Origin of the sequence: Stenotrophomonas sp. BIO128-Bstrain, from assembly GCF_030128875.1 — a bacterium.
In the GTDB taxonomy this organism is placed as follows: Bacteria; Pseudomonadota; Gammaproteobacteria; order Xanthomonadales; family Xanthomonadaceae; genus Stenotrophomonas; species Stenotrophomonas bentonitica_A.
This window is the reverse complement of the sequence record NZ_CP124620.1, coordinates 370178-388949: the sequence shown is the minus strand read 5'-3', so window position 1 is coordinate 388949 and position 18772 is coordinate 370178. Positions and strand designations below refer to the sequence as shown.

Genomic DNA, 18772 nt, shown 5'->3' with positions numbered 1-18772 from the left:
CGCCCGGCGCTACGCCGTCACGCATCCGCTTTCGCGCTGCATCAGTAACGCATGATGCCCGGCACCGTGCAGCCTTCCAGCTGGGCATGCGCCGAGGCGGCATTCTCTTTTTCACCCCGGGCCAGGCGCGACTGTTCGATCGTCGCCCAATGGCGGCGGCACAGCGGGCCGGTCTTGGAGCCCAGCTCGACCGACTTGCGGGCGAAGGTTTCGGCAGCCGCCCACTCACCCTGCAGCAGCGCGATTTCGGCGCGGTCCTGCAGCACCGATGGATCCGAGGCCATGATCGCCAGCGCCTGGTCGAGCGCGGCCGCGGCACCGGCCAGATCATTGGCCTGGCGGCGGGCCAGCGCAGCCTGGCGCAGATCTTCCACTTCGCTGTCGCGCAGTGGCTGCACGGCCAGTTCCTTGTCGTCGTTGCCGGCGGCGGCATCCACGGCCGCCAGCCGCTGGGCTGGCGTGGTGGTATCGACGGGCGCCTTCACCACCGGCGGCGGGGTGACGCAGGCGGCCAGGGCCAGGCAGAGCGTGGCCAGCGAAGCGGAACGGATCAGGAATCGGGTGGTCATGCAGGCTGGCCTTGATCAGGGTTGACGGGCGGGGGAGGTGGCCGGTGCATTCTGCGCCGGTTCGGGGGCGGGCTCGGGCTTCTTCTCCAGGCCGAACCAGCTGCGCCAGCCACCGCCTTCGCTCTGCTCGCCGCCCTCGCCTTCGGGCAACGCGCTCGGCGCGGCGCACGGGACGTAGGCTGGGGTATACCCCACCACGAACGGGAAACGACGCGCGCCCGGGCAGCCTTCATCGGTGGTGGCGGTACCGCTGGCCTCCACGTACTGCCAGTCCAGGCCCTTGTTGCTCACCTTCAGGGGCGCGCTCGGCAGGCGCTGGAAGATGCCCGACCAGACCCGCATCGAGCCGGTCGCGCCATACAGCCCGGCCTGCTGGTTCTGGTCATTGCCCATCCAGATCACCGCCAGGTGGTCGCCGGTGTAGCCGGCGTACCAGCTGTCGCGACCATCATTGGTGGTGCCGGTCTTGCCCGCCGGCTGCAGGCGGCCCAGCCCATCGGCGTTGAGGCGCTGCGCGGTACCGCTGGCCACGACCTGCTGCAGGCCGATGCTGATCAGGTTCGCGGCGATCGAGTCGCCCTCCTGCGCCGGCGCCGGGGTCTTGTCGTAGCGCTTCATCAGCTTGCCCTGCGGATCGAGCACGCCGCGCACCGCATGCAGCGGCTGGATTTCACCGCCGGAGGCCAGGAACTGGTACAGCTGGGCCATCGCATACGGGCTCTGATCGGTGGAGCCCAGGATCACCGCTGGATTGGGGTCGGCCTTGATCCCGGCCAGGACGTGGATCAACTGCGTGACCCGCTCCGGGCCGACCTGCATGCCCACCCGCACCGTGGCCTGGTTGTAGGAACTGGCGAGCGCGTCGATAAGGCGGACCGTACCGTGGCTGCGGTTGTCCGCATTGCCGGGCGTCCATTGCTTGCCGCGGCTGAGCTGCACCGTCACCGGGGAATCGTCGACCCAGCTGGACAGCGAGTAGCGGTCCGGCTGCGCCAGCGCCAGCAGGTACACGAATGGCTTGAGCAGCGAACCCACCGGACGCTGCGCCTCGATGGCGCGGTTGAAGCCCGGCTCGGACACTTCCCGGCTGCCGACCACGGCCAGCACATCGCCGTTGTGGACGTCGGTCAGGACCAGGCCGGCCTGCAGCTCGGGGCGACGCTTGCTCTCCAGCGATTTGATCGTCTTGGTGACCGCACCTTCGGCATACGCCTGCGCCGACGGCGCCATGCCGGTCATCACGCTCAGCCCGGCGCCCTGCAACACGGACTCGGGGTAGTCGTGGCCGAGCTGACGGCGGACCAGATCCACATAGGCCGGGAAGCGGTTGGCCGCGATCAGCCCCGGGGTCTTGGGCACGCCCAGCGGCGCTTCGACGGCGCGCTTGTACTCGGCATCGTCGATCAGATTGGCTTCGCGCAGCTTGCCCAGCACGAAGTTGCGGCGGTCCAGCGCGCGTTCGGGATTGCGGCGCGGGTCGTAATAGGACGGGCCTTTGACCAGGCCGATCAGCAGCGCGACGTGCTCGGTGTTGAGCGAAGCCAGATCACGGCCGAACCAGAACTCCGCACCCGAGGACATGCCATGGATGGCCTGGCTGCCGCGCTGGCCCAGGTAGACCTGGTTGAGGTAGGCCTCCAGGATGGTGCGCTTGTCGTAGCGCGCCTCCATGATCAGCGCGTACAGCACCTCGTTGAATTTGCGGGTGACGGTCTGCTCTTTGCCGATCCCGAGCAGACCGCTGCGGGCCAGCTGCTGGGTCAGCGTCGAGGCACCCTGGCGGCTCTGGCCGCCGGAGCGCACGGTCACCCACACCGCGCGGGCGATACCGCTCAGATCGATACCGTGGTGGCGGCTGAAATCCTTGTCCTCCACCGCCTGCAGGCCGGTGACCAGCAGCTCGGGGGTTTCCTCGATGCGAACCAGCCGGCGCTCTTCCTGCTTCTGGCCGTACAGCGTGGCGATACGGGCCGGATCCAGGCGCGCGGCCTTGAGGGCCTTGCGGCTGTCGGGATCGCGCAGCGAGGCGATCGACCCGCCGGACAGGCTCAGCTCGACGCGGCGCGGGGCGACCCGGCCATCCACATCGTTGTAGCCACGGCTGGAAATGACGAAACGCCCGCCTTCCTGCGTGTACGTGGCCGGCGACTTGCCGATCCCGTCATCGCGGTAGGCCGACGCCGCCAGCTCGGTCTTGAGCGTGGCCGCATCCATGGCCACACCGGGCGCCAACGCCAGCGGGCGCGCATAGACACGGGTGGGAATCTGCCAGCGCAACTCGCCGAAGCGCTGGGTGACCTGTTGGTTCAGGTACACCGTATAGGGGATCAGGAAGCCCAGCCCCAGCGCGACAGCCGCCATGCCCCAGGTGATCAACCGGCGGCGCCACAGCGGGCCGCGGCTTTCGGTGTCGTCGTCGAACTCGTCGATGTCGTCGGAATCGTAGCGTCGGGGCACGGGGATGCGAGAATATGAAGTCCGGCGAGTCTAACGCAGCCACCGCGAGCGGCGCGTTCTCCCGGGTTCCCCCGCTTAAGCTGGAGTTGCAACGGGATGTCGATGTCCTTGGCCGATGCTCGCTATTTCCTGAACCGCATGCTCGGCCTGTTCCGTCGCAGTCTGGCCAGTCTGCGCACCCGGGGCTGGCGCGCCACCTGGCAGCGCATCCGGGTCCATACCCAGGCCGTGCCCGCCCCGCGCGGCGCACCGCTGTTCCTGCCGGAGGCCACACCGTTCGCGCCGTTCACGGTCCCGGCCAGCGAGCGCCCGGTGGTCAGCATCATCATTCCGGTCTACAACCATGCAGGCCACACGCTGGCCTGCCTGCGGGCGCTGGCGGCCCACCCGCCGCAGGTCGACTGCGAGATCCTGGTGGTGGACGACGGCAGCAGCGACGAAACCACCGCCTGGATGCCGCAGGTCAGCGGGCTGCGCTATGAGGTGCGGCCAACCAACGGCGGATTCATCGAGGCCTGCAACGATGGCGTGGCCCGCTCGCGTGGCCAGTACGTGGTGCTGCTCAACAACGACACCGTGCCCCAGCCGGGCTGGCTGGATGCCCTGCTCGCCACCTTTGCGCGGGTGCCGCGGGCCGGCCTGGTCGGTGCGCAGCTGCTTTATCCCGATGGCCGCCTGCAGGAATCCGGTGGCGTGATCTTCCAGGACGGCAGCGGCTGGAGCTATGGCCGCTTCGAGTCGCCCGAGGATCCCCGCTACAGCGCGCTGCGCGATGCCGACTACTGCTCCGGTGCGGCGTTGATGATCCCGCGCGCATTGTGGGACCAGCTCGGCGGCTTCGATCTACGTTACAAGCCCGCCTACTACGAAGATACCGACCTGGCCTTCGCTGTCCGCGCCAGTGGCCATCGGGTGCTGGTGCAGCCCGCCAGCCGCGTCGTGCATGACGAGGGCACCAGCAACGGCACCGATACCGGCAGCGGGGTCAAGGCCTACCAGGTCCGCAACCGCGGGGTGTTCGCGGCGAAGTGGGCCAAGGCGCTGGAAGCGCAGCCGAGCGTGGGCAGCGTGCCCTCGCCGGCCCTGCTGCATCGCGCCCAGCGCCAGGTCCTGATCCTGGATGAAGAAGTGCCGCAGCCGGACCGCGACTCGGCCTCGCTGCGCCAGTACAACCTGATCCGGATGCTGCTCGACGAGGGCGTCCATGTGGTGTTCGTGCCGACCCGGCGCGAGCATGCCGGCGCCGCCACCGAGGCGCTGCAGGCGCTGGGCGTGGAGGTCTGGTACGCGCCCTACCTCGATGGCGTGGCATCGTGGCTGCGGGCCAACGGCGCCCGCTTCGAGGTGGTGATGATGGTGCGCTACCACGTTGCCCACGAGTGCCTGCCGCTGCTGCGCAGCTTTGCGCCGCAGGCGCGCACCGTGTTCGATACCGTCGACCTGCATTACCTGCGCGAGCGCCGTGGTGCGGAGATCGCCGGCGATGCAGGGCTGCTGCGCAATGCCGAGCGCACCCGCGCACGCGAGCTGGCGGTGATGGATCAGGTCGATGTGACCGTGCTGGTCAGCGCGGCCGAGCGCGAGCAGCTGCGCATCGATGCGCCGGGCGCGACGGTGGAACTGATCTCCAACCTGCATGAAGTTGCAGGCGCGGGCCCCGACTGGGCCGAGCGTCGGGACCTGGTGTTCGTTGGCGGCTTCCGTCATCCGCCGAACCTGGATGCCATGCAGTGGTTCATCGGTGATGTCTTCGCGCGCATCCGCGCGCAGCTGCCCGATATCCGGTTCCACTGCATCGGCGCAGCCGTGCCCGATGCGCTGCGCGAGCTGGCCGCGACCCAGCCCGGTGTGGACATCCATGGCTTCGTGCCGGACGTGGTGCCGTACATGGACGGCGTGCGCATCGCCGTGGCGCCGCTGCGCTTCGGCGCGGGGGTCAAGGGCAAGGTGAATCTCAGCATGGCGCACGGCCAGCCCGTGGTCGCCACCACCTGCGGCGTGGAAGGCATGCACCTGCGCGATGGCGAGGATGTACTGGTGGCCGATGATGCCGAGGCGTTCGCCCAGGCCGTGGTCCGGCTGTACCAGGATGAGGCCCTGTGGCGCCGGCTCTCCACCGCCGGGCTGCAGAACATCGTGGACCACTTCTCGCTGGATGCCGCCCGCGCCACCGTACAGCGGGTGTTCCTGGCCTAGGCTCCCGCGCCACCACCGGCGCTGCGCAGGCGCTCGGCGAACGCCGGCAGCTCGGGCAGGTCCGGCTGCCAGCGGCGCGCCTGCACCAGCGCCTGCTGCGCGAAGGTGATATCGCCCGAGCCAAGCCGCTCGCTGCCGATCGCCAACCAGCGCTGCGCCAGCCGGCGCCTTGCCGCAGCCTGGCCTGCGTCGCTGGAGGACAGGGTCTGCCAGGCCTCCAGACAGGCTCCGGCCCCTAGTACCCGGTTCTCGCGCAGGCGATCCTCGAAACACTGCCGGCTCGCTGGCAACAACCGCTGCGCCGCCGCGCGAACACGCGGGTCCTGCGGCGCAACCCCCTGGGCCTCACGCAGGGCGTCGTACGCACTGCGGCCGGGGGGATCCAGGAAATTGCCACGGCCCTCGGCCTCTTCCAGGCGCGTGAGCAGGCCCTGCAGCGTGCGTTCGCGCTGCGCCCGCGGCACCGCCGGGGTCTTCAACGCGGCCTGCGAACGACGCGCCTGCTCGATGGCATGCCGCGCCGTCTCCAGCGCGCGCGTGGAAGCGCCCAGCGTTTCAGCCTGCTGCACCGCCTGGGCCGCTTCGTCGAAACGGAAATTGCCGGCCAGCCGCGTCGCACGCAAGAGCTGCGCATCGGCCACCTGCTGCTGGCCGCGGTGTGCGGCAGGATCGTCGGGCAACGCGGCAAGCACCGCGGCGAAGGCCTCCGCCGCAGCCTCCAGTTTCTGCCGGCGCAGCGCGGCTTCGCCTTGGCGCTGGCGCCGCTCCAGTGCGTTGTTCAGTGCCTCCTGGGTGGCCGGCAGATCGACATGTCCGGCGTCGAAGCCCCGGGCACTGCGCACGCGTTCGGCCGCGCGTGCGACATCGCCGCGCCCGGCCGCCATGCGCGCCTGCTGGAGGAGGTCGGACAGCGCATCCTCACGCCCTTCCAGCGCACGCACCTGGTTGGGCGAGAGCGTGAGCACCTGCTGGAACAGCGGCAGCGCGCTGTCCGGGCTGCCATCGAGCCGTTGCGCCTGCAGGGCCGCTTCGGCGCGGCCGAGCAAGGCGCCGATCCCCGCGCGTGCCTGGTCGTGCGCGTGCAGCTGCTGCGCCACCGCGTCGGCATCGGGCTGCGGTACCTGCAGCTCGCGCGCCAGGGCCAGCGCTGTCGTCGCGGCCGCCGGGTCGCCGCGTTCCAGTGCAGCACGCGCCTGCTGCAGTGCCGCCTGGCCGGTACGGGCCAGGCCGGTGCGTGCCTGCAGCCGGTCGTTGTCCAGCGCCAGCGCTGCTTGATAGGACTCACGTGCGCCGCTGCCGTCGGGCAGGGTCAGGCGGCCGGCCGCCAGCGCGCGATCGCCCTGGTCAAGCAGCTGCTCGATCTGCGGTTCATTCCAGAACCAGTTCGCCAGCGGCCGGCGCAACAGCGCCAGGGCCACGAACAGCAGCACGGCGATCAGCAACGCCCAGCGCCAGATGCGCTTGGCGTGGCGCGCCTGCACCCACCACCAGCGCCCCTCGCGGCGCACCCGCCGCAGCGCCTCATGCGCGGCATCATGCCTGTCATCGTCGTCCCGGCTCATGCCGCGAGCCTAGCGTGGGGCACGTGAGCTCAGCCTAGACGCCGGGCTTCGCTGACGCCGGGCAGTGCGTCCAGCTTGCCCAGCAGGGTGGAAAGCTGCCCGTAGTCGCTGACCTTCAGCCGCAGCCGCAGGTGCGCCCGGCCGCTGTTGCGGACGTTGTCGCTGTGGATGTCCAGGACGTAGGCATCCTCCTGCGCGATCAGGTTGGTGATGTCCTTGAGCAGCCAGCGCCGGTCGACCGCATCGACCACCACGTCCACTTCATAGCCACCGCCGGCCTGGCCCCACTCCACGGGAAGAATGCGCTGCGGGCTGGCTGCGGCCAGCCGGGCCAGCGCCGCACAGTCGGTGCGGTGCACGGTGACGCCACGCGCCCGCGTGAGGTAGCCGACGATCGGTTCGCCGGCCACCGGCTGGCAGCAGCGGGCCAGCTGCACCAGCAGGTTGCCCACGCCCTGCACGGTGAAGTTGGCACTGCGCACGCTGTCGCGCCGCGCCGTGGGCCGCGGCATCGCCGGCACCGCCGGCTGGCTGGCGGCCCGTTCGGCTTCCAGCAGCGCGCGGCTGACCTGGTTCGGCCCGGTGTCGCCCAGCGCGACCTGGATATAGAGATCGTCGACGCTGTCGGCGTGGAACTTCTTCACCGCGATGGCAAGGTCGGCATGCTGCAGGCCGAGCCGCTTCAGCTCGCGCTCGAGCAGTTCGCGTCCGGCCTGCACATTGCGTGCGCGGTCCAGCTTGTGGAACCAGCCGCGCACCTTTTCACGCGAGCGGTTGCTGGCCAGGAAGCCACTGGAGGCCAGCAGCCAGTCCCGCCGGGGGTCGGCCTCCTTGCCGGTCAGGATCTCGACGCGGTCGCCGCTGCGCAGCCGGTAGGTCAACGGCACGATGCGGCCATTGACCTTCGCGCCGCGGCAACGGTGCCCGACCATGGTGTGCACGTGGTAGGCAAAATCCAGCGGCGTGGCGCCCTGCGGCAGGTCCATCACCTCGTCCTTGGGGCTGAGCGCGTAGACCCGGTCCTCGGTCAGCTCGGCATCCAGCGCGCCGGCCAGCTCACCGCCGTGCCCCTCCTGGGATTGCTCCAGCAACTGGCGCATCCAGGTGATCTTGCGGTCGAAGGCCTTCTCCGCGCCCTTGCTGCCTTCCTTGTAGCGCCAGTGCGCGGCCACGCCGAGCTCGGCCTGGGCGTGCATGTCGTGGGTCCGGATCTGCACTTCGATGGTGCGACCTTCCGGGCCGACCACGGCGGTATGCAGCGAGCGGTAATCATTGGCCTTCGGGCGCGCGATGTAATCGTCGAACTCGCTCGGCACCGGCGCCCACAGTGCGTGCACCACGCCCAATGCGGCGTAGCAGGCGGCCACGTCGTCCACCATCACGCGTACCGCACGGATGTCGTAGAGCTGCTCGAACGCCAGCCGCTTCTTCTGCATCTTCCGCCAGATGCTGTAGATGTGCTTCGGGCGGCCGCTGACCTCGGCGCGGATGCCCTGCGCCAGCAACTCGCGCGACAGCGCCTTTTTGACGGCCTCGACATAGCGCTCGCGCGCCAACCGGGTTTCGTCGACCTCGCGGGCGATGCGGCGGTAGGTCTCCGGTTCGAGGTGGCGGAACGCCAGGTCTTCCAGCTCCCACTTCAACTGCCAGATGCCGAGCCGGTTCGCCAGCGGCGCGTGGATGTCGCGGGTGAGCTGGGCCAACGCGCGCCGTTCCTCCTCGGGCAGGCGATCGGCACCGCGCATGCGGGCCAGCTGGCGGGCGAGCAGGATCGGCACCACGCGCAGATCGCGGATGATCGACAGCAGCAGGCGACGCAGCCCCTCGCTGTTGCGACCGGCCTCACGCCCGGCATGCAGCGCCCAGACCTGGTCGGCCGCGTCCAGCCCGTCCAGCAGGCCGACCACCACCGGCTTGAGCGCACCGACCGGCAACGCGTCCAGCCCGGCGCGCAGCCACGGCAGATCGAACAGCAGGGTGGCCAGCAGCGCCGACTCGTCGGCCGACAGCAGCGACAGCGCATCAAGCGTGTCGGCCAGCACCGGCCAGCCCGCGCGCATGTCCAGATCGGCCTCGGGCTGCTGCCAGCGCTGCAGCAACGCCTCGCGCAGTTCGGTCGGCAGCGAAGCCACCGAGGGTCGGTTCAACAAGGCATCCAGGCCGGGGGCAGAAGCGCGGTTCACAGCATCGTACAGACAAGACAGAGGCCACCTACACTAGCGCCGCAGCGCCCCCCCGACAATCGCCGTCGCCTGCATGTGCACATGCCCGGGCGCTGGCACTACACTGCGGCCATCCCTAGGAGAGACCCTGCCATGCGCTTTTCCCGTCTGCGGTTGTTGGCCTGCGCGGCCATTGTGATGAGTGTGTCGCTGCCGGCGCTGGCCCAGCGCGTGGTGGAGGGCGATCTGCAGCAGCAGATGTCGCCGGCCGAGTTCAAGGCGGCCGGGCTGGAGAAACTCACACCGCAGGAACTGACCGAGCTCAACAACTGGCTGCAGGGCAAAGTGGCTGCCCTGGCGGCCGACGCTCGCGAGCAGGCCCGCGAAGAGGGGCGCCAGGAAGTCATCGTGAAGAACCACGGTTTCTTCGATTTCGGCACCAAGGAGCCGATCAAAAGCACCTTGACCGGTGAGTTCCGCGGCTTCGGCAAGGGCCAGCGTTACGTGCTCGCCAACGCGCAGGAGTGGGAGCAGATCGACGACGCCCAGGTCGGTGGCGTCCGCCGCCAGTCGCCCGAGGTCAGCATCGCTCCCGGCCTGGGCGGCGTGTGGTACATGCAGGTGCAGGGCGTCAACACCCGCGCCAAGGTCCGCCGCGTCAAGTAATCCGCACCCGGTTCCCCGTGCCGCACCGGCACGGGGGTTGCCGGATCAGGCCTTCTGCAGCGCGGCCACGCGCTGGGCCAGTTTCTTGGCCGAAATGCCGGTACGCGCCCCGAGCTCCTGGGCGAACAGCGAAACCCGCAGCTCCTCCAGGTCCCAGCGCAGGTCCTGCCACTGCGGCCGCTGGCGCAGGCCGCGCGCGTCGGCCTGCGCCAGCGCCTCCACGAACGGACGCAGCTCCAGCATGCGGGCCTGATCACGCGGTGGATCGCGCTTGGCACGCTCGGTGCGCAGGATCATCGCGCGCAGATAGCGCGGGTACTGCGCCAACGCGTCGGCCGGCGTGTCACGCAGGAACCCGGGATGGACCAGCGCGGCAAGCTGCTGCTCCATGTCATCGAGGTTGCCACGCGCCCACCCCATCAGCGGCGCTTCCAGCTGTGGTTTGAGCTCGGCCACGTGGGCGAGGATGTTCTCGGCCAGCTTCAGGCGCGCCATCGCCTCACCGAACAACGCCTTGCCCGCCTCGGCACTGCGTTTGGCGAACGCGGCAGGGTCGCGGATATCACCCAGCCCGTCGGCCAGCACGGCATTCATCGCCGCATCGACCAGATCGCCCCGCAGCCGCTCCTGCGATTCGATCGCGGCGTACAGCAGCCCGGTCTTGGGCGGCACCGGCAATTGCTTGCGCGCCTGCTTGGCCTTGTCGGCCAGCGCGATCTCCATCAATCGACGAACCCCGAGCGGATGCTGTTCCAGCGCTTCGTTGCGGTCGGCGAAGATCTTCAGCGCTGCGGTCTCACCCTGATCGACCAGCGCCGGGTACGCCGGCACGCCGGCTTCGCCGGGCACCTGCAGCGGGATCGGGGTAGCCGGGAAATCGCGTAGCCCTTCCGCGGCCAGCGCACGCCCTGCGCGTGCGGCGAAGGCCTCACCGGCCTTGTCGCCGAAGCGGGCACGCAGCGCCTCCAGATCGCGCGAGGTCGCCAGCACCTTGCCGTCGGCATCGCGCAGGCGCAGGTTCATGCGCAGGTGCGGCTCCAGCGAGGCTTCGTCGAAATCGGTTGCGGCCAGCTTGGCACCCGTCGCGCGCGCGAGGAACCGCGCCAGTTCGCCCCGGATGTCATCGGCGGTCGGTTCGGCGAAGGCCTCGGCAAACGCGCGGCCAAAGTCCGGTGCCGGCACATAGTTGCGGCGCATCGCCTTGGGCAGGCTGCGGATCAATGCGGCGGCCTTGTCAGCGACGAAGCCCGGCGCCAGCCACGACAGCCGCGCCGGATCCAGCGCGTTGAGCAGGTGCAGCGGCACCTCCAGCGTCACACCATCGTCCTCGGCACCGGGTTCGAAGGTGTAATGCAGCGCCAGCCGCGCATCGCCCAGCGGCAGGTACCTGGGATAGCGCTCGGCATCGCTGCCTTCGCCCGGCAGCAGATCGGCCAGCGTCCACGACAGCGCCCGGCGCTTCTCCGGCGCCAGTGCTTTCCACCAGGTATCCAGGCCCATCGCCGAATGGATCTCGGCCGGTATCCGGTCCAGGTACCAGCGCGCCTGCCAGCCTTCATCGGCAACGATACCGGCGCGGCGCAGCTTGGCTTCTTCTTCGCGCGCCTGCTCCAGCACCTTGAGGTTGTCGGCCACGAAGCCGGCCCGGGTGTTGATCTCGCCGGTCACCAGGCCCTGGCGCACGAAGATGTCATGCGCCTCGGCCGGCGCGATGCGGCCGTAATGCACCGGTTTTTTCGGGGCCAGCACCAGCCCGAACAGGCTGATCTGCTCCGAGGCCAGCACCTGGCCCTGCGCACGCGACCAGTGCGGATCGAAGTGCTTGCGCAGCAGCAGATGCGGCAGTTCGTTGATGACCCAGTCCGGCTCGATCGCCGCGTTGGTCAGACCCCAGATCTTCTGGGTGTCCAGCAGGGTTGCAGTGAGCAGCCACGGCGGCGGCCGCTTGGCCAGGGCCGAGCCCGGGAACGGCAGGAAGCGACGCTGGCGCGGCGCCAGGAAATCGCCCTTGTCGCTGCGATGGCCGATCTGCGTGGGCAGGCCGGCGATCAGCGCGCGGTGCAGGGTCTGGTACGCCGCGGCGCGCACCTTGTCGCTGAACGCGCTGCGTGCCTCTGGATCGGCACCGTTGCCGGGCGCGGCCTTGTCCTCGGCAGGCGCCGGTTCGGATTTTCCTTCGCGGGCCAGGCGCGCGGCACGGTGCTGCTGGCCACGCGTCGCCTTGATCCTGGCCTCGTCATCGCGCGCCGGCGCCGGTGCAGAGGAACCGGCCAGCAGCGGCGCCAACGAGGTCTCGGCCGGCTCTTCATTCCAGCCCAGTTCTTCGCACAGCACGCGCAGTTGGCGATGCAGTTCCCGCCATTCGCGCATGCGCAGGAAACCAAGAAAATGTCGCCCACACCAGTCGCGCAGCTTGGACTGGGTGAGATCTTCGTGGGCCTGGCGGTAGCCGTCCCACAGGCGCAGCACGCCGACGAATTCCGAGCGCCCATCGGCGAACAGCGCATGTGCGTTGTCCGCGGCGGCGCGCGCTTCCGGTGGGCGCTCACGCGGGTCCTGGATGCCCAGGAACGAGGCGATCACCAGCATCGGCCGCAGGCAGCCCTGTGCCTGCGCGGCGACCAACATGCGAGCCAGTTTGACGTCCACCGGCAGGCGCGCCATCTGGCGCCCGATCGGGGTCAGGCGGCGCTCGGCATCGACCGCACCCAGCTCACCCAGCTGCTGCCAGCCATCGGCGATGGCGCGTTCGTCCGGCGCCTCCAGGAACGGGAAATCCTCGATCCTGCCCAGGCCCAGCTGCAGCATCCGCAGGATCACCCCGGACAGGCTGGAGCGACGGATTTCCGGATCGGTGAACTCAGGGCGCGACTGGAAATCCGCTTCGGAATACAGCCGGTAGCAGATGCCTTCGGAGACACGACCGCACCGGCCCTTGCGCTGGTTGGCGCTGGCCTGCGAGACCGCTTCGATATGCAGCCGGTCCAGTTTCTGGCGCGGGCTGTAACGCTTGATGCGGGCGAAGCCGGGGTCGATCACATAGCGGATGCGCGGCACCGTCAGCGAGGTTTCCGCGACGTTGGTGGCCAGCACGATGCGCCGGTTGCTGCCCGGGTTGAACACCAGGTCCTGGTCCTTGACCGACAGCCGCGCATACAGCGGCAGCACGTCGGTGCCGCGGTACTTGCGCCGCTCCAGTGCCTGGTGCGCATCGCGGATTTCGCGCTCGCCCGGGAAGAACAGCAGGATGTCGCCGCGCGGATCGATGCGGGTGATTTCATCCACCGCCGCGACCACCGCATCATTCACGGTGCGCTCGCCGTCGCGGCCACCGTCGGCATCGCCGCCGCCCTCGCCTTCCAGCGGGCGGTAGCGCACGTCCACCGGGAAGGTGCGGCCTTCCACGCTGATCACCGGCGCATCATCGAAGTGCTGGGCGAAGCGCGAGGTATCGATGGTCGCCGAGGTGACGATCAGTTTGAGATCCGGCCGTTTCTTCAGCAGCTGCTTCAGATAGCCCAGCAGGAAATCGATGTTGAGGCTGCGTTCGTGCGCCTCGTCGACGATGATCGTGTCGTAGTTGGACAGCCAGCGGTCACTGCTGATCTCGGCCAGCAGGATGCCGTCGGTCATGAACTTGATGCGGGTATCGTCACCGACACGGTCGGTGAAGCGCACCTGGTAACCCACGGTGGTGCCCAGTTCGGACTGCAGCTCCTGCGCGACACGCGTGGCCACCGCACGTGCGGCAATCCGCCGCGGCTGCGTGCAGCCGATCATCCCGGCGGTGCCACGGCCGGCGGCCAGGCACAGCTTGGGCAGCTGGGTGGTCTTGCCCGAGCCGGTCTCACCGGCGATCACCACGACCTGATGGTCGCGGATCAGCGCGGTGATGGCCTCGGCTTCACGCGCAATCGGCAGCTGCTCGTCCAAAGTGATGGCCGGCTGATTCAGCGCACGCGCTTCACGGCGCTGCACGGACGCCTGCAAGGCCTGCTCGAACGCCGCAGCCAGCCCCGCATCCGCCGGTTTGGCCCGCCAACGCGAGAGCATCCCCAGCAAACGACCGCGGTCGCGGCTCATGGCCCCGTTGATCGCGGCCTGCTGCTGGGCCAGGCGTGCTGCATGTGGTTTTTCGATAGCGCTCATCAATCGATTCGTTTAGAACTTTTGTTTACTACTGAAAGGGTAGTCTGATCTATTGTGAAGGCCATCCGATTCATCCCATCCATAAGGAGTTCTCCCATGGCGAAGACGACCAAGACCCCGGCAAAGCCCAAGACGGCCAAGCAGAAACTCGGCGCGGCGGCCCCGTCGGCCCCGAACATTGATATCGGGATCAAGGAGGGCGATCGCAAGAAGATCGCCGATGGACTGTCGGCCTTCCAGGCAGATGCGTTCACGCTCTACCTGAAGACCCACAACTTCCATTGGAACGTGACCGGGTCGATGTTCAACTCGCTGCACACCATGTTCGAGACCCAGTACACCGAACAGTGGGCCGCCCTGGACGACGTCGCTGAACGCATCCGTGCACTGGGCTTCAACGCCCCGGGCTCCTACCGCGAGTTCGCGGCCCTGACCTCGATCGCCGAGGAGCCGGGCCTGACCGACAGCGCGGACTGGCGTGAAATGGTACGCCAGTTGGTCACCGCCAACGAGGCCGTGTGCCGCACTGCCCGGAAAGTGCTGGATGTGGCCGACGATGCCGATGACGCACCGACCGAAGATCTGATGACCCAGCGCCTGCAGACCCACGAAAAGTACGCCTGGATGCTGCGTTCGCTGCTGCAGTAATCCCTCTGGGGGCCTTGCCCCTGCGGGATTTCAAGGTTGCGCTGCGGCGCGCCCCCCTTGACTCCAAGGGGGGCTACCTGGTCGAAGGGTGTCCCGCTTACGTTCACATCCGGAATGGGATGACCCGCCCCGGGGCGCCCAGCCCTGTAAACTACGGCGATGTCTTCCCGCCCCGCGCACGACCTGCTCAGCCGCATCTTTGGTTACGACGAATTCCGCGGTCCGCAGCAGGCGATCGTCGAGCATGTCGCCGCCGGCAATGACGCGCTCGTCCTCATGCCCACCGGCGGCGGCAAATCGCTCTGCTACCAGGTCCCCTCCCTGCTCCGCGACGGCACCGGCATCGTCATCTCGCCGCTGATCGCCCTCATGCAGGACCAGGTCGAAGCCCTGCGCCAGCTCGGCGTCCGCGCCGAATACCTCAACTCCACCCTCGACGGCGAAACCAGTGCCCGCGTCGAACGCGAACTGCTCGCCGGCGAACTGGACATGCTCTACGTCGCGCCCGAGCGCCTGCTCACCGGTCGCTTCCTGTCGCTGCTCTCGCGCAGCCGGATCGCCCTGTTCGCCATCGACGAAGCCCACTGCGTCTCCCAGTGGGGCCACGACTTCCGCCCCGAATACCGCCAGCTCACCGTCCTGCACGAACGCTGGCCCGACGTGCCGCGCATCGCGCTGACCGCCACCGCCGATCCGCCCACCCAGCGCGAGATCGCCGAACGCCTGGACCTCACCAACGCCCAGCACTTCGTCAGCTCCTTCGACCGGCCCAACATCCGCTACACCGTCGTCCAGAAGGACAACGCCAAAAGGCAGCTGCTGGACTTCCTCAAGGTCCACCGCGGGGCCGCCGGCATCGTCTACTGCATGTCGCGGCGCAAGGTCGAGGAAACCGCCGAGTTCCTGTGCAAGGAGGGCATGAACGCCCTGCCCTACCACGCCGGCCTGCCGCCCGAGGTCCGCGCCGCCAACCAGCGTCGCTTCCTGCGCGAGGATGGCATCGTCATGTGCGCCACCATCGCCTTCGGCATGGGCATCGACAAACCGGACGTGCGCTTCGTCGCGCATACCGACCTGCCCAAATCGATGGAAGGCTATTACCAGGAAACCGGCCGCGCCGGTCGCGATGGCGAGCCCGCCGAGGCCTGGCTCTGCTACGGCCTGGGCGACGTGGTGCTGCTCAAACAGATGATCGAGCAGTCCGAGGCGGGCGAAGAACGCAAAGCGCTGGAACGCTCCAAACTGGACCACCTGCTCGGCTACTGCGAATCCATGCAGTGCCGCCGCCAGGTCCTGCTGGCCGGGTTCGGCGAGACCTACCCGCAGCCCTGCGGCAACTGCGACAACTGCCTGCTGCCGCCCGATGCCTGGGATGCCAGCGTCGCCGCCCAGAAGGCATTGAGCTGCGTCTACCGCAGTGGCCAGCGCTTCGGCGTGGGCCATCTGATCGACATCCTGCGCGGGGGCGAGAACGAGAAGGTCCGCCAGTTCGGGCATACCGAACTGAGCACCTATGGCATCGGCAAGGATCTGGACGCGCGTACCTGGCGCAGCGTGTTCCGCCAGCTGGTCGCCTCCAGCCTGCTCGAGGTGGACAGCAGCGCCTACGGCGGGCTGCGCCTGACCGATGGCAGCCGCGAGGTGCTCAAGGGCCAGCGCAAGGTCATGATGCGCCGCGAGACGCCCAAGGCGGCCCGCGAGCGCGATCGCAGCGGCCAGCGCACCGGCCTGTCGGTGCTGCCGCAGGACCTGGCGCTGTTCAATGCGCTGCGGGGCCTGCGCGCCGAACTCGCGCGCGAGCAGAACGTGCCGGCCTTCGTGATCTTCCACGACAGCACCCTGCGCAACATTGCCGAACAGCGCCCCACCAGCGTCGATGCGCTGGGCCGGGTCGGGGGCATCGGTGGCACCAAGCTGGCCCGTTACGGCGACCGCCTGGTCGAGATCGTGCGCGAGGAAGGCTGATGCGCCGGGGCGGCCAGACAGACCTTGCTCCAGAGTTGAACCGCGTGTTCAGCCATAGGTGCGACCGTGCGGATTTGGCAGTAAGGTGAGCCCCATGTCCGCCAGTGGCCTGCTCCTGCGAGTCGTCCTGATGCTCAGCCTGTTGCTCAACGGGCTGAACGTGGCCATGGCCGGCCCGATGGCGCTCGCCCTGGCCGAGCCGGCCACCGCAAGCCGTGCCGCACCGCCCTGCCATGGTGATGCACCGGCGGCCGCCCTCCCGCATGACCACCACGCCATGCCCGGTGCCGCCAGCGGAGTGCAGGCGCCTCACGATGGCGACCACTGCAAGATCAAGGACTGCCTGCGCAGCTGCGCGCAGCAACCCAGCCTGACCGCCCAGGTCGCCTGGCTGGCCACGCCCCCGCCGCTGTCGCTGGCCCCGCTGCCGGCCGCGCATCCGTCGCAACCGACACCGCCGCTGGACCGCATCACCCGCCCTCCGATCGCCTGATCCGCAGCGCTCTGCGAGCGCCTGCCTGATGCCCTGCCCGCATGGCCCCGCCTGCGGGCGTTGCCGGCACCCCGCGTGCCATTCGAATCGGATCCGGAGTTGCAATGTCTTTCCTTAAAACACCCGGCACGGGCACCCCGCCCATGCCGTCACGCCGCCTGTTCGTGCAGGGCGTGGCTGCCGGCGGCGTGGTCGCCGGTCTGGCCGCCACCGGCCTGAGCCCACGCGCCTTCGCGGCCGCCGGCCCCGGCCTGGCCGGTGCCCCGCAGGTGCTCAGCAGCCATGACGTGCAGCTGAGCATCGGCGAATCGCTGGCCAACTTCACCGGGCGCACCCGCCCGGCGATCACCGTCAACGGCAGCCTGCCGGCGCCGATCCTTCGCTGGCGCGAAGGCCAGACGGTCAACATCCGGGTGGCCAACACGCTGCAGGGGCACCCCACCTCCATCCACTGGCACGGCCTGCTGCTGCCGGCCAACATGGACGGCGTGCCCGGCCTGAGCTTCAACGGCATCGCCCCCGGCGAGGCCTACCAGTACCGGTTCACCCTCAAGCAGTCGGGCACGTACTGGTACCACAGCCATTCGATGTTCCAGGAACAGGCCGGCCTGTACGGCGCGCTGATCATCGACCCGCTCGAGCCGGCGCCGTACCGCTTCGACCGTGAGCACGTGATCGTGCTCTCGGACTGGACCGACATGGACCCTGGCGCGCTGTTCCGGCGCATGAAGAAGCTCGCCGAGTACGACAACTACTACAAGCGCACCCTGCCCGACTTCCTCCGTGATGTGCGCCGGGATGGCTGGGCCGCAGCCACCGCCGACCGCGGCATGTGGGGCCGGATGCGGATGACGCCGACCGACATCTCCGACATCAACGCCCACACCTATACCTACCTGCTCAACGGCACCGCACCGGCGGGCAACTGGACCGGGCTTTTCCGCAGTGGCGAGAAGGTGCTGCTGCGCTTCATCAACGGTGGCTCGATGACCTACTTCGATGTGCGCATCCCCGGCCTGAAAATGACCGTGGTCGCCGCCGATGGCCAGTACATCCACCCGGTCAGCATCGATGAGTTCCGCATCGCACCGGCCGAGACCTTCGATGTGATCGTGGAACCCAGTGGACAGGATGCCTACACGATCTTCTGCCAGGACATGGGCCGCACCGGCCATGCCGCCGGCACGCTGGCCGTCCGCCACGGCCTGCAGGCGCCGGTTCCCGAGCGCGACCCGCGCCCATTGCTGACCATGAGCGACATGGGCCATGACATGGGCCATGCCGGAAACGGTATGGCGGGTCACGACATGAAGGGCATGGAAGGTGGCTGCGGCGCGAGCATGGGCCACGGCGCGCACGGCGCTGATTCCAAGGCGCCGCGCCACCCGGCCAGCGAAAAAGGCAATCCGCTGGTCGACATGCAGAGCATGGCCACCGACCCAAAGCTCGATGATCCCGGCATCGGCCTGCGCGACAACGGTCGTCACGTGCTGACCTATGGTGCGATGCGCAGCCTGTTCGACGATCCCGATGGCCGCGATCCCGGCCGCGAGGTCGAGCTGCACCTGACCGGCCACATGGAGAAATTCAGCTGGTCCTTCGACGGCATTCCGTTCGCCAGCGCCGAACCGCTGCGCCTGAACTACGGTGAACGCATGCGCATCGTGCTGGTCAACGACACGATGATGCAGCACCCGATCCATCTGCACGGCGTGTGGAGCGATCTGGAAAACGCCGAAGGCGAGTTCCACCTGCGCAAGCACACCATCGACATGCCCCCCGGCACCCGCCGCACCTATCGCGTGCGCGCCGACGCGCTCGGCCGCTGGGCCTACCACTGCCATCTGCTGTACCACATGGAAGCGGGCATGATGCGCGAAGTGAGGATCGAAGAATGAGCCGCGC

Annotated in this window: 11 protein-coding genes; 6 read left to right on the top strand and 5 right to left on the bottom strand. The window is 68.8% G+C overall.

Annotated features, from left to right (window positions below):
* Positions 1-41 precede the first annotated feature (41 nt).
* Positions 42-569: a hypothetical protein gene (locus POS15_RS01650; protein WP_070471301.1), complete on the bottom strand. Its 528-nt coding sequence runs from the start codon at positions 567-569 to the stop codon at positions 42-44.
* Between the two features lie 15 nt (positions 570-584).
* A complete protein-coding gene (gene mrcB, locus POS15_RS01645; RefSeq protein ID WP_284128857.1) occupies positions 585-3026 on the bottom strand; it encodes a penicillin-binding protein 1B in 2442 nt (813 codons plus the stop codon).
* A gap of 96 nt (positions 3027-3122) precedes the next feature.
* Here mrcB and POS15_RS01640 point away from each other — a divergent pair, with 96 nt between their 5' ends.
* Positions 3123-5222, top strand: coding sequence for a glycosyltransferase (locus tag POS15_RS01640; RefSeq protein ID WP_019185146.1), 2100 nt, complete (start codon positions 3123-3125; stop codon positions 5220-5222).
* On the opposite strand, the gene POS15_RS01635 is transcribed toward POS15_RS01640, so the two are convergent.
* Both POS15_RS01635 and POS15_RS01630 read right to left on the bottom strand, forming a co-directional pair.
* Positions 5219-6784, bottom strand: coding sequence for a hypothetical protein (locus tag POS15_RS01635; protein ID WP_284128856.1), 1566 nt, complete (start codon positions 6782-6784; stop codon positions 5219-5221). The genes POS15_RS01640 and POS15_RS01635 overlap by 4 nt on opposite strands.
* Positions 6785-6813: 29 nt before the next feature.
* Positions 6814-8967, bottom strand: a complete 2154-nt coding sequence (locus tag POS15_RS01630) for a bifunctional (p)ppGpp synthetase/guanosine-3',5'-bis(diphosphate) 3'-pyrophosphohydrolase (RefSeq protein ID WP_019185148.1) — start codon at positions 8965-8967, stop codon at positions 6814-6816.
* Positions 8968-9099: 132 nt separating this feature from the next.
* Here POS15_RS01630 and POS15_RS01625 point away from each other — a divergent pair, with 132 nt between their 5' ends.
* Complete coding sequence (locus tag POS15_RS01625; RefSeq protein ID WP_019185149.1) at positions 9100-9612, top strand: hypothetical protein; 513 nt, start codon at positions 9100-9102, stop codon at positions 9610-9612.
* A 45-nt stretch (positions 9613-9657) separates the two neighbouring features.
* Here the strand turns inward: POS15_RS01625 and hrpA are convergent, their stop codons facing one another.
* A complete protein-coding gene (hrpA, locus tag POS15_RS01620) occupies positions 9658-13761 on the bottom strand; it encodes an ATP-dependent RNA helicase HrpA (protein ID WP_102788152.1) in 4104 nt (1367 codons plus the stop codon).
* 96 nt (positions 13762-13857) lie between these two features.
* On the opposite strand from hrpA, the gene POS15_RS01615 reads away from it, so the two are divergent.
* From POS15_RS01615 to POS15_RS01600, 4 genes are all read left to right on the top strand, one after another.
* Complete coding sequence (locus POS15_RS01615; protein ID WP_019185151.1) at positions 13858-14409, top strand: Dps family protein; 552 nt, start codon at positions 13858-13860, stop codon at positions 14407-14409.
* A gap of 159 nt (positions 14410-14568) precedes the next feature.
* Complete coding sequence (gene recQ, locus POS15_RS01610) at positions 14569-16374, top strand: DNA helicase RecQ (protein ID WP_019185152.1); 1806 nt, start codon at positions 14569-14571, stop codon at positions 16372-16374.
* A gap of 94 nt (positions 16375-16468) precedes the next feature.
* Positions 16469-16867: a CopL family metal-binding regulatory protein gene (locus POS15_RS01605; protein ID WP_046272672.1), complete on the top strand. Its 399-nt coding sequence runs from the start codon at positions 16469-16471 to the stop codon at positions 16865-16867.
* Between the two features lie 104 nt (positions 16868-16971).
* Positions 16972-18765 (top strand): copper resistance system multicopper oxidase, encoded by a 1794-nt coding sequence (locus POS15_RS01600; RefSeq protein ID WP_046272671.1) that lies wholly within the window; start codon positions 16972-16974, stop codon positions 18763-18765.
* The last annotated feature ends 7 nt before the right edge of the window (positions 18766-18772 follow it).

What these genes read in the sequence shown, in the direction of transcription:
- POS15_RS01635 (WP_284128856.1), bottom strand. Translation starts at nt 6,784, where the DNA reads ATGAGCCGGGACGACGATGACAGGCATGATGCCGCGCATGAGGCGCTG.
- POS15_RS01605 (WP_046272672.1), top strand. Translation starts at nt 16,469, where the DNA reads ATGTCCGCCAGTGGCCTGCTCCTGCGAGTCGTCCTGATGCTCAGCCTG.
- POS15_RS01600 (WP_046272671.1), top strand. Translation starts at nt 16,972, where the DNA reads ATGTCTTTCCTTAAAACACCCGGCACGGGCACCCCGCCCATGCCGTCA.
- recQ (WP_019185152.1), top strand. Translation starts at nt 14,569, where the DNA reads ATGTCTTCCCGCCCCGCGCACGACCTGCTCAGCCGCATCTTTGGTTAC.
- POS15_RS01615 (WP_019185151.1), top strand. Translation starts at nt 13,858, where the DNA reads ATGGCGAAGACGACCAAGACCCCGGCAAAGCCCAAGACGGCCAAGCAG.
- hrpA (WP_102788152.1), bottom strand. Translation starts at nt 13,761, where the DNA reads ATGAGCGCTATCGAAAAACCACATGCAGCACGCCTGGCCCAGCAGCAG.
- POS15_RS01625 (WP_019185149.1), top strand. Translation starts at nt 9,100, where the DNA reads ATGCGCTTTTCCCGTCTGCGGTTGTTGGCCTGCGCGGCCATTGTGATG.
- POS15_RS01640 (WP_019185146.1), top strand. Translation starts at nt 3,123, where the DNA reads ATGTCGATGTCCTTGGCCGATGCTCGCTATTTCCTGAACCGCATGCTC.
- POS15_RS01650 (WP_070471301.1), bottom strand. Translation starts at nt 569, where the DNA reads ATGACCACCCGATTCCTGATCCGTTCCGCTTCGCTGGCCACGCTCTGC.